The following is an 11,353-nucleotide window of genomic DNA, read 5'->3' as shown; positions in this document are numbered from 1 at the left end:
TGCCCCGATGATCCGTCGCCTGCTCGCCACGATCGAGCCCTATGTCCTGATGCTGCTGGCGACCGTGCTGATCGCCACGCTGCTGCCGCCGCGCGGTGTCGGTGTGCGCGTCTTCGACCTTGCCGCCGATACCGCCATCGTCGCGCTGTTCTTCGTCCATGGCGCGAAACTGTCGCGCAGCGCGCTGGTCGCAGGCGCGCGGCACTGGCGGTTGCACCTTGCGATCCTTGCGGTAAGCTTCGTGCTGTTCCCGCTGCTCGGTCTCGCCATCACCGGCAGCGGCCTGCCGGCACCCGATCTGGCGACCGGAATCCTGTTCCTGACGCTGCTGCCTTCGACGGTGCAATCCTCGATCGCCTTCACCGCCATCGCGCGCGGGAACGTCGCGGCGGCGGTGTGCAGCGCGTCGCTATCTAACCTGCTCGGCATCGCCATCACGCCCGCGCTGGCCGCGTTGCTGCTGCCCGGTACCGGCGGTGTCGACCTGTCGTTCGACAGCGTGCGGACGATCGTGCTGCAACTGCTCCTGCCTTTCGCGGCCGGGCATATGCTGCGCCCGTGGATCGGCGACTGGATCGCGGCGCGCAAACGGCTGGTGACCACGCTCGATCGCGGATCGATCCTGCTGGTGGTCTATACTGCCTTCGGCGCGGCGGTGAGCGAGGGGCTGTGGTCGCAGGTCGGGGCGCTGGAACTGGCCGAACTGGTCGGATGGTGCGCGGCGCTGCTCACGGTGGTGCTGGTCCTGACCGGGTTCATCGCGCGGGCGATGAAGCTGGACTCTGCCGATGCGGCAGTGATGCGGTTCTGCGGGTCGAAAAAGAGCCTGGCGACGGGCGTGCCGATGGCGGGCGTGCTGTTCCCGCCTGCCCAAGTCGGCGTCGTGCTGTTGCCGGTCATGGTGTTCCATCAGTTGCAGTTGATCGCCTGCGCCTTTCTCGCCCGGCGGCTGGCGAACGAGGCGGATGCGGCGGCGGTGGTGGGACCTGCGACCGTGCCGGGTTGAACCGCTACTCCTCCAACCGTGCGAATTCTTCCTTCAGTATGTCGACAAAACTGCTGAGATAGATGGGCAATACCCGCCCGCGTTGCAGCAGCATCGACACGCTGGCCGGGCGGACGATCCCCTCGACCAGCGGAATCCAGCGGAGTTCACCCGCCGCCAGCTCACGCTCAAGCCCGATGCGCGACAGAAAGGCGATGCCGATCCCCGCACGGACCAGATTCTTGAGGGTATCGATCCGCTCGACCGTGGCGACCCGCTTGAGCGGCACTTCGCTCATATCGAACAGGTCGTACAAGACGCTCTGTTTGAGCCAGTCGTCATGCGGCGTCACGATCGCGTGGGGAATGCAGTCGGACAATGTCACCTGATCGAGGCCGGATAGGGGATGGCCGGGCGGCACGATGACGCCGATCGGCATCTGGACATGTGCGACGGTCGCGGTTCGCGCGGTCCCCGTCAGGTCGAAGGCACAGATGACGTCCGCCTCCTTGGACAGCAATTCCGCCTTCACCCGGTGATTGTCCCCCGCCAGCAGCGAGAATTCGATCAGGGGAAAGCGTTCCTTGTAGCGGGCGATCGCGCGCGGAACGAGATCGTCGGCCAGGCTCTCGGCGGCGGCGATCCGGATCAGGCCGCGCTCCCCGCCGCGCAGCCGCAGCATCTCGTGACGCAAGGTGACGCTTTCGCGCTTCCAGCGGCGGATATAGGCCAGCAACGCCTCGCCCGCTGCGGTCGGGCGTATGCCGCGCGGCATGCGGACGAACAGTTGTACGTCCAGTTCTTCCTCGAGCTGCAACAATTGCCGGTTGACCGCGGAGGAAGCGATATTCAGCGTTTCCGCCGCCTTACGGATCGAACCGTGGCGGATCGCCTGATCGAAATAGATCAACCCCGTCTTGATAAGGACCATCATTGCCTCGCGATTATTCCATCCGGCCGACGCCCGGTAGCTGCCATCCGTGCCTGACGGCCTATCGAAGCCGGACCCCGGCCACACGAAATTCGGCTTCCGCCGCGTCGACCGTGGTGCCGCCACCGATCGGCATGGCGATCGCGCGCGTATAGTCCTTCAGGATTGACGCTTCGAACCCCTCCCGCCTCGCATCGAGCGCCGACCAGGCGACACAGAAATCATAGGCCAGCCCAACGAACACGCACCGCCGCACGTGCTTGTCACGCAGATACCCCGCCAGACCGGTCTTCGTCGTCTTGTCGTTCTCGAAAAAGGCGGAATAGGAATCGACCGACGGATTAGAGCCTTTCCGGATGAATAGCTGGGCATGGCCGATGGCGCTCGCCGCATCGGGATGGAACTCGGCACCCGGTGTGTTCTGGATGCAGTGATCGGGCCACAGCACCTGCTCGCCATAAGGCATTTTTACCGTATCGAACGGGTGCCGATCCGAATGGCTGCTCGCAAAAGACAAATGTCCGGCCGGATGCCAGTCTTGGGTCACGACGACATGCCGGAAACGCCGGGCGAGCGCGTCGATCCCGGCCATGATCTCGTTTCCTCCCGCCACGGCCAGTCGGCCCCCCGGACAGAAATCCATCTGCGGGTCGATGATGATGAGGGCATCCGTCTCCGCGATCGCCTCGTCGCCCGTGAACCGTCCGTTGTCCATCGCCGTCTCCACTTCGCTGACGGACCGGATGACAGGCCGCCTTTGGCAACAATGCTTATTGTCGGATCACGGCAAATGATACCGCCTAGCGGTTCGGGATCATGCCTATGAACGGCGGGCGCCGACAAACGGGCAGGGGGGATTGCGTGGCTTCGTCCGGGGCAAGCCTGGCGAATTCCGGCGGTTCGAAGACCCTGCTTTCTAATAAACAAGTTGCACTACCATGAAGAATAGTTTTCATTTCGAATCGCTTGCCGATGGAGTGAGTGGCCGAAAGTTGCGCGGCAACCCTTTTTGGTTGCGCCTCGCGACCTGTGATCCTGACGCGGAAGAGGATGCCGATTGGCGTGGTGACGGCGTTTCGCCGTCATCCTGTTCGGCATTCGAGCCAAGGGGGACGGGGCGGTAATGGCTACACGGCGTGCGGTATTGGGTAAGCTGGGGATGTTGGCGGGGCTCGGTCCCATGTTGGGGGCGATGCAGGCGCTTGGCGTGGCGGGTATCGCCCATGCCGAGGAATGGGCGCCGCTGCCGACAGAGGTCGGTCGCGGTCGCCATGTCGTAGTCCTGGGTGCCGGCATTGCGGGGCTGACCGCCGCCTATGAACTGGAACAGGCGGGGTTTCTGGTCACCCTCTTGGAGGCGCGCGACCGGGTCGGTGGCCGCGCCTGGACGGTGCGTGACGGCGACAAGATCGAAATGAATGGCGAGGCGACACAGACCGCTCGCTTCTCCGACGGGATTTATTTCAATGCCGGACCGGCGCGCATTCCAAGCTTCCATCAGGGGGTCCTCGGCTATGCCAAGCGGTTCGGTGTACCCATGGAGGTCGAGGTCAATTCCAGTCGCTCGGCCTATATCATGGGCGATGACGGAACGAAGATCCGGATGCGCACCGCGATCAACGACATGCGCGGGCGGATCGCGGAACTGCTGGCCAAGGCGATCAACCAGGGCTCGCTCGATCGCGAACTGACCGCGGTCGATCGCGAGCGGCTGATGCCGTTCCTCAAGGCTTATGGCGATCTGGACGCGAGCAACAGCTTCAAGGGTACGGAGCGGTCCGGCTTCGGCACCGCGCCGGGGGCGGGCGTCACCTTCGCTTCGCCCTCGACGGCGCTGCCGCTGGAGCAATTGCTGGCCAATCAGCGGTTGCCGATGACGCTGTTCGAAGACAATCTCTATATGCAGGCGACGATGTTCGAACCGGTCGGCGGTATGGATCGCATCCATGCCGGGTTCGATCGGAACCTGCGCCGTCCCGGCCTGTTGGGAGCGGAGGTCACCCAGATCCGCCAGCTACCAGCGAGCGTGGAGGTCGTCTATCGCGACCGCAGCAGCGGTGTGGTGAGCCGGGTCGCCGCCGATTACCTGATCTGTACCATCCCCTTCCCGGTGCTCGCCAAGATCGACAGCAATTTCTCGCCTCGCCTGAAGCAGATGGTGGAGAGCGTGAAATATGATTATTCGAACAAGGTGGCGTTCGAAAGCCCGCGCTTCTGGGAGCGCGAGCAAATCTATGGCGGCCTATCCTTTGTCGGCGGCCCGACCACCCTGGTCTGGTACCCGTCGGCGGGTCTGCATAGCGAGCGTGGCATGATCCTGGGCTGTTACAGTTCCGGACCCGTGGCTGCCGAGTTCGAGAAGCGGCCGATCGAGGAGCAGATCGCCTTTTCGCGGGGTGTGATCGACCGTTTGCATCCGGGGCACGGCGGGGACTGTGTCAACGGTCTGGCGGTCAACTGGCACAAGATCCCGTTCAGCCTCGGGCCATGGCCGGATTGGAATGCGGGCAGCGCCAATGGGCGGCAGGAAGGGCATATCGATACGCCGGCCTTCCGCTTTCTGCAGGAGCCTGAAGGTCGCATCTATTTCGCCGGTGCCGCACTCAGTCAGACGCCCGGTTGGCAGGAAGGCGGTATCCAGTCGGCCCGCCGTCAGGTCACGGAACTCGGGCGGCGGGCCGCCAGCGAGGGCACGCCGCGATCACGACGGGCGGCTTGATGGCGATCGGCATGGCCAGCGCCGGGGAATATTGGGGAGCACCAGATCGGCGGACTGGCCCGCCGCCTGAGCCTGGAGGCTTCTCACAAGGTCTGTGACCCGCCGGGGCCGAACGGCGTGCAGGGAAGATGCCGCCCATGCGGTCCCGCAGGTAATAGGAACGCGATATTTAATGGTTCGATAGCGCTCGATTTGCGCAATGGTCTTCTGCGCAAAAGTCAAAATGAATGTTGTATAAATACGACATGCAACCCGATTCATGAAATTTGTGTAAATAGGGCCTTGTCACATCGGGCGTTTCGTAAAATCATGAGTGCATTATTATTAACGCCTGCCAAAAAAGAGTTGAGAAGAGTATTGCATTAAAAAAATAAAAGATCGCCTTTCGGGTGAGGATCCTGTTTGTTTGCATATAACAAGGGGGATTATTATGATTCGACGTGATGGCGTGTCTTACATGGCATTGACCGCGTGCTATCTTTTGTCTCTATCTAATCCCGCATATGCGCAACAGGCAGCGCCATCGTTGCTGCCAGTGTCGGCCACTATAGTAACAGAGCCAACTCTACCCGAACCGACTTCGGCACCGGCGCCCCAGGAGGGCGGCGATATCATCGTCACCGGCACGCGTGCGACCGGAATGACCGCGGCCGAAAGCGCCGCCCCGATCAAGGTGCTCGGCGAGGAAACGCTAAGCCATGTGGGCCAGCCGAACCTCAACCAGGTGCTGACGCAACTCGTCCCGTCCTTCACGGCGCAGGCCTTTGGCGGCGACACCGCGAACCTGACCCTGTCCGCCCGGTTGCGCGGCCTCAGCCCGAACCATGCGCTGGTGCTGATAAACGGGAAGCGACGCCACGGCACCTCCAATCTGGCTGTCCTCGGTGGGCCTTTCCAGGGTGCGGCGACCGCCGATCTCGACCTGATCAGCCCGTCGTCGATCAAGCGGATCGAAGTGCTGGAGGACGGTGCTGCCGCGCAATATGGCTCCGACGCGATCGCCGGCGTCATCAATATCATCCTCAAGGACGATGCCGAGGGCGGCGACGGCTATGTGACGGCGGGCCGCAACTATAGCGTCGGCGGCGACACGCTGGCGGGCACGCTCCACCTGGCAACGAAGTTGGGAGAAAGCGGCTTTATCAACGTCACCGGCTTCCACCGCTTTCATGATTTCACGCGGGTCGGCGGGCTGGATCGCCGTGTGACGGACATCAACGGCAAGCTGCTGAGCGCGACGTCGAGCCCCTCGCTGAATGCGATCCAACGGCAACTCTATCCGTCGATGGCCGGATTTCCCTATGTGAACTGGATCAACGGCGATGCCCAATCGTCGCTGACCAATTTGCAATATAACAGCGCCTATGACTTCGGCCATGTCGAGGTCTATAGCTTCGGCACCTATTCCAAACGTATCGCAAGCGCTTACCAGAATGTCCGCGTGCCGACGCGCGTGTCGCGGACGGTCAACGGCGTCACGACCTATTTCGATCCCGATGGCGACAATCCGCCCAACGGTTTCAACCCGCGCCAGAAGATTCGCGAGGACGATATGGCTTTCACCGGCGGCGTGCGCGGTGACGCCGGCGGTTTCCATTATGACCTGTCGACGACGTTCGGGCAGGACAAGGCCTTGGTCTACACCATCGATTCCGCCAATGCCTCGCTCTATGCCGATACCGGCTTCACCCCGACCAGCTTCTATAACGGCCTGTTCAAATCAACCGAGTTCACCGTCAACGCCGACTTCCGGCGCGAGATCGAGGCGGGGCTTGCCTCACCGATCACGCTGGCCTTCGGTGGGGAATATCGCCGCAACGTCTATGAGATCGGATCGGGCGATCCCAGCTCGATCTACAAGGAGGGTGGCCAGTCCTATCCGGGCTTCCGCCCCTCCGACGCGGGCGTACACGCGCGGACCGGCAAGTCGCTTTACGTTGATGTCGCGGCCAACCCGGTCGAGCAACTGAAGGTCGATGTCGCGGGCCGGTACGAACATTATTCCGACTTTGGCAGCCGCTTCATCTACAAGGGGACGGCGCGCTATGATTTCTCGGACGCCTTTGCGCTTCGCGGCACCCTCTCGACCGGTTTCCGTGCACCGACGCTGGCGGAATCCTATTATTCGGCGACCAACGTCTCGCCGACCGCGGCCTTCGTCCAGCTCCCCGCCAACTCGGCGGCGGCCAAGCTGATCGGCTTCCAGAATCTGAAGCCGGAAAAGTCCACCAACTATTCGCTCGGTACGGTCATCCGTCCGACGAGCGCCTTCACCATCACGCTCGATGCCTATCAGGTCCGTATCCGCGATCGCATCCTCGGCACCGGTTCGATCTTCGGCAGTGGCGGCGCGGTCAATTTTCCCGTCGTGACCCGCGCGATCGTCGCCAACGGCAATGTGCTCGACCCCACGGTCAGCCAGACCGGCATCAACATCTTCACCAACGGCGCGGATACGCGCACGCGCGGCGTGGACCTGGTGCTGACCTATGTGTCCGACTTTGGGGATTATGGCCGGGCGAACTGGACCATTTCGGGCAATTACAACGAAACAAAGCTTACCCGCCTGATCGCCGCACCCTCGACACTGACCAACCCCGCCACGGGCCAGGTCATACCTCTGTTCAACCTCGGCGCGCAGTCGAATATCGAGACCGCCTCGCCGCGCGTGAAGGTCATCAGCTCGGTCCTCTACACCATCGGCAAATTCTCCACGACGCTCCGCGGCACCGTCTATGGCAAGAGCTCGGCGCAGCTCAGCCCGGATGGCGGCACCTTCTACGAGCAGAAGATCGGCACGACGTTCATCGGCGATGTCGAGTTCAACTATGACATCACGCCCAACCTGGGGATCGCGCTGGGCGCCAACAACGTCTTCAACAAGCGCCCGCCGACCGTGCCGCTGGTGCCCGGCACCACCAACCAGACACTGGTCAATGGCGGCAATGTCCTGGACGCTCCGCTGACCTTCAGCCCCTATGGCATTAATGGCGGCTATTATTACGCACGTTTGAACATCAATTTCTGATAGTCATCGGCGGGCGTCCTAAAGGCGCCCGCCGGTCACGACCTCCCGAAAGGATCCGCCATGTCGCTTCGTCTGTTCGCCGCCGCCGCCTTTGCATTGGCCACGGCATCCGCCGCTTCGGCGCAAACCGGGTCCGTCATCCGCCATTCCAACACGCCGCCCGGCCTGATCCTGCAGGGCGTGACGGTAAAGCCCGGCGCGACGATGCTCTATCTGTCGGGCCAACTAGCCTCGCCGCTCGACCCCGCCAGCAAGAAGCCGTCTGCGCAGCTGACCATCGAGGATTTCGGGGATACCAAGACCCAGACCGTCAGTGTCCTCAACAAGATCAAGACGATCCTCGCCGCACGGGGCTTTGCGATGACCGACGTCATCAAGATGACCGTGTTCGTCGCGGGCGATCCCAAGCTGGGCGGGAAGATGGATTTCGCGGGCATGAACGACGGTTTCAAGCAGTTCTTCGGCACGGCGGACAATCCCAACACCGTCGCCCGCTCGACGGTCCAGGTCGCCGCGCTGGCCGGTCCGGCCTTTCTGGTGGAGATCGAGGTGACGGCCGCCAAATAGGCGGCATCCTGGCCTCGCTTTTCGAGCGCGGATGACGGGGTACGAACCTTGGCCGCTATCGGCCGGCGTGGGTATCGCAAGTTAGCAAAGGGGGCGGGCGTCGAATTTTCGGCGCTTGCCCGCCGAATAATGCGGTCAGCCGATCTGTTGGCGACCGGCTGACCCCCATTTGGCCGCCGCCGCCGGAGGCGGCAGCCATGCTCCCTGGGTCAGGCTCGATCGACATCCCGGCTAATCCTCCTCCGGTCGCAAAAACGGTCCGCAATCCTGCTGGAGGGCTGTTCCTAGCCACGCATCGTCTCGGCGACGCGGCCTGTCGCTGCACGATCGGAACAACCTATCTGCGCTAAAGGGATTGCGGTGTTCGTCCCGATGGGCTGGCGGGTTGCGTCAGCGCCCTCGTGCAAGGGTAAGAACGGCGTCGAGGCGGGGGCGCTCGGCGCATGAGGCTTGGGCCAAGGATTATGAAACTCTGACGGTTTACTCCCTCTAAAGTTTGGTATACGAAATACTTAAGCGGATTGTACGGGGCTTTTTCGTGCCGCGTAAAATCGCCGAGCCGTTGATCGTGGAATCAAGCGGAGGGGGGGCATGTCACGTCGTTATCCGTCGGTCCTGGCAGTGCAGTCTCGGGGCATTTCCGCCACGATGCGCCGGTCCGCCCGCCGCGTCGCGATCGGGGCGATGCTAGTTTGCGGGACCATGGGGTGCACGCATCCCATATCCAAGCCACCGGCGACTTTGCATCTGGCGCCCTTCTATACCCAATATATCAGTGCGGCCGGCATCCCGATCACTGGCTCCGCCAAAGTATCGCCCGCCGCCTTGCGGCGCGCGCGGAGCATCGCGGTTCAAATGCTTTCCCATCGCCCGGACATTCGCGCCGCGCTGGTGACCAGCGGGGCACGGGTCGCCATCATGGCCGAATCCGAAGGGACGATGGACCTTCCCGAACAGGCCGATTGGAAGAAGCCGGGCCCCGACAGCCCGGTTCTTACCTATTGCGAGCGCAAGCATTATGACGAGCGTATCGGGCGGCTGAGCGATCGTGCCTATTGGAATGGTCGCGCGCGCGGGATGGGCGGACTGTTGACCAGCGGGGCCGAGGAAAATCTGCTCGCGCGGCCGGGGACCCGCTACTTCGGCGAGAATATCTTCGTTCACGAATTTTCGCACGAGATCATGGCGGGGATCGGCCAAGCCGATCCGGACCTCTTCGCCCGCATCAACGCCCGCTATGCGGAAGCGAAGGCCAAGGGGATGTGGAAGGGCGAATATGCCGAGACGACCGCCGACGAATATTGGGCGGAAGGGACGCAATTCTGGTTTAATTCCAACCGTCTCGCGGTGATCGACGGGCGGCGTATCCTGTCGCACCAGGATCTCGGATCCTATGACTCGGCGCTCTATGCTTTGCTCGCCGAAGTGTATGGCGATCGGCATCATCTCGATGCGGATGGCTTTTACAATCACCCTGCGCGCGTGCCGTCCGGTCCGCTGCCGCGATCGACCGCGGAGATATGCTGATGCGCGCTACCCATAGGCGCGGAATTCTCGCCTGCCTGTTTGGCATGCTGGCGGTTTTCGCCCCGATCGCGGCCATGGCGGGGGTCCGGCCGACCGGGGCCTGGGTATTCGACCGAGTGGCAGACTATCCGGGCGTCACCATGATGCGGGTGGATCGCACCGGCCATGGGCTGGAAGGACGACTGACCAGCCGCTGGTATGGCGACATCGCGATGCGCAACGTCGCCCTCCATGGACGCACGCTCCATTTCGACACGCGCAACATCAACGATCGCGATCGCCCGACCCGGCATTGGACCGCGACCTTCGATCCGGCCGGTGGCGTGCTGCTGAAGGGCGGCATCTGGCATGGCGACATCGCCCAACATGGCCGGCGCGGTACCCCCCGCAACGTGCGGACGCTGACCTTCCGTCCCGCCGCACCGCTGCCGCCCCTCGCGACCCTGCCACCCGATGACCTAGCGGCGACCCCGCCAATGGGCTGGTCGAGTTGGAACCGCTTCGCCGACAAGATCGACGACAGCACGATCAGGGCGATGGCCGATGCTCTGGTCGACAGCGGCCTGCGCGATGCGGGTTATCTTTATGTGAACATCGACGATGGCTGGCAGGGTGTGCGCGGGCCGGATGGCGTATTGCGGCCCAACGAGCGCTTTCCCGACATGAAGGCGCTGGCCGATTACGTCCATGCGAAGGGATTGAAGCTCGGCCTTTACACATCGCCCGGCCCGCGCACCTGCGCCGGTTACGAGGGCAGCTATGGCCATGTCGCACAGGACGCCCGCACCTTTGCGGATTGGGGCGTCGACTATGTCAAACATGACCTTTGCTCGGGGGAATGGTTCTACGACACGGCGGAGGGGGTGAAGCAGGCCTATCTCGCCATGGGTCAGGCGCTGCGCGCGACGGGCCGGCCGATCCTCTACTCGCTTTGCGAATATGGCCGGTTCGACGTCGCCAATTGGGGGCGGTCGGTCGGCGGCCATGTCTGGCGGACGACCGGGGACATCACCGACGACTATAAGACGATGTCGGACATCGGGTTCGAGCGAAATCCACGCTTCCCCCATGCGGGGCCGGGCGGCTGGAACGATCCCGACATGCTGGAGGTCGGCAATGGCGGGATGAGCCGCGACGAATATCGCACCCATATGACGCTCTGGGCGATGCAGGCGGCGCCGCTGATCATGGGTCATGACCTTCGCCACATGACCGACGAGACGCGCGACCTGTTGGCGATGCCTACGCTGATCGCGATCGATCAGGATCGGCTGGGCGAGCAGGGGCGACGGGTCCGTCGCGCCGATGGGGTGGAAATTTGGCGCAAGCGGCTGGCGGATGGCGCGGTCGCCGTCGCGATGTTCAACCGCACGACGGACCCGCAGAGCGCCGTGTCGATGCCGGACGATAGTGGGTTGGTCGGCCCGGTGCGGGTGCGCGACCTGTTCGCGAACCGCAATCTGGACCAAGGCGGTGGCGCCCTGACGATCGCCCCGCATGGGGTGGTCCTGTTGCGGGTCGAACCGGTCATGGCCAGCCGGTAAGCGGCGGTTCCGCGAAAAAGGCTAGGGAGGACGATCAAGATTTCATCTCCCC

At 63.1% G+C, this 11,353-nt stretch carries 8 protein-coding genes; 6 read left to right on the top strand and 2 right to left on the bottom strand.

Annotated elements, in window-relative coordinates; all coding sequences use genetic code 11:
• The first annotated feature begins 7 nt into the window (after window positions 1-7).
• A complete protein-coding gene (locus NZL82_RS14700) occupies window positions 8-1,006 on the top strand; it encodes a bile acid:sodium symporter family protein (RefSeq protein WP_261270502.1) in 999 nt (332 codons plus the stop codon).
• A gap of 4 nt (window positions 1,007-1,010) precedes the next feature.
• On the opposite strand, the gene NZL82_RS14695 is transcribed toward NZL82_RS14700, so the two are convergent.
• Entirely contained in the window at window positions 1,011-1,919 is a 909-nt protein-coding gene (locus tag NZL82_RS14695) for a LysR family transcriptional regulator (RefSeq protein ID WP_261270501.1), read from the bottom strand.
• 58 nt (window positions 1,920-1,977) lie between these two features.
• Window positions 1,978-2,631, bottom strand: a complete 654-nt coding sequence (locus tag NZL82_RS14690) for a nicotinamidase (RefSeq protein WP_261270500.1) — start codon at window positions 2,629-2,631, stop codon at window positions 1,978-1,980.
• Window positions 2,632-3,039: 408 nt separating this feature from the next.
• Between NZL82_RS14690 and NZL82_RS14685 the strand changes: the two genes are divergently transcribed.
• The 5 genes from NZL82_RS14685 (at window position 3,040) to NZL82_RS14665 (ending at window position 11,301) form a co-directional block, all read left to right on the top strand.
• Window positions 3,040-4,635, top strand: coding sequence for a flavin monoamine oxidase family protein (locus NZL82_RS14685; protein WP_261270499.1), 1,596 nt, complete (start codon window positions 3,040-3,042; stop codon window positions 4,633-4,635).
• Between the two features lie 640 nt (window positions 4,636-5,275).
• Window positions 5,276-7,663, top strand: coding sequence for a TonB-dependent siderophore receptor (locus NZL82_RS14680; protein WP_261270498.1), 2,388 nt, complete (start codon window positions 5,276-5,278; stop codon window positions 7,661-7,663).
• Between the two features lie 60 nt (window positions 7,664-7,723).
• Window positions 7,724-8,230 (top strand): RidA family protein, encoded by a 507-nt coding sequence (locus tag NZL82_RS14675; protein WP_261270497.1) that lies wholly within the window; start codon window positions 7,724-7,726, stop codon window positions 8,228-8,230.
• Window positions 8,231-8,821: 591 nt separating this feature from the next.
• Window positions 8,822-9,757: a glycoside hydrolase gene (locus tag NZL82_RS14670; protein ID WP_261270496.1), complete on the top strand. Its 936-nt coding sequence runs from the start codon at window positions 8,822-8,824 to the stop codon at window positions 9,755-9,757.
• Window positions 9,757-11,301: a glycoside hydrolase family 27 protein gene (locus NZL82_RS14665; protein WP_261270495.1), complete on the top strand. Its 1,545-nt coding sequence runs from the start codon at window positions 9,757-9,759 to the stop codon at window positions 11,299-11,301. Before NZL82_RS14670 ends, NZL82_RS14665 begins: the two co-directional genes overlap by 1 nt.
• Window positions 11,302-11,353: the final 52 nt, after the last annotated feature.

This window comes from Sphingomonas sp. LC-1 (assembly GCF_025371035.1).
Lineage (GTDB): Bacteria > Pseudomonadota > Alphaproteobacteria > Sphingomonadales > Sphingomonadaceae > Sphingomonas > Sphingomonas sanguinis_E.
The sequence above is the reverse complement of the archived record's forward strand: the minus strand, read 5'-3'. Positions and strand labels throughout refer to the sequence as shown.

Bases quoted from the DNA above. Each gene is read 5' to 3' on its own strand.
- NZL82_RS14690 (WP_261270500.1), bottom strand. From the start codon at position 2,631: ATGGACAACGGACGGTTCACGGGCGACGAGGCGATCGCGGAGACGGAT.
- NZL82_RS14675 (WP_261270497.1), top strand. From the start codon at position 7,724: ATGTCGCTTCGTCTGTTCGCCGCCGCCGCCTTTGCATTGGCCACGGCA.
- NZL82_RS14685 (WP_261270499.1), top strand. From the start codon at position 3,040: ATGGCTACACGGCGTGCGGTATTGGGTAAGCTGGGGATGTTGGCGGGG.
- NZL82_RS14695 (WP_261270501.1), bottom strand. From the start codon at position 1,919: ATGATGGTCCTTATCAAGACGGGGTTGATCTATTTCGATCAGGCGATC.
- NZL82_RS14665 (WP_261270495.1), top strand. From the start codon at position 9,757: ATGCGCGCTACCCATAGGCGCGGAATTCTCGCCTGCCTGTTTGGCATG.
- NZL82_RS14700 (WP_261270502.1), top strand. From the start codon at position 8: ATGATCCGTCGCCTGCTCGCCACGATCGAGCCCTATGTCCTGATGCTG.
- NZL82_RS14680 (WP_261270498.1), top strand. From the start codon at position 5,276: ATGACCGCGGCCGAAAGCGCCGCCCCGATCAAGGTGCTCGGCGAGGAA.
- NZL82_RS14670 (WP_261270496.1), top strand. From the start codon at position 8,822: ATGTCACGTCGTTATCCGTCGGTCCTGGCAGTGCAGTCTCGGGGCATT.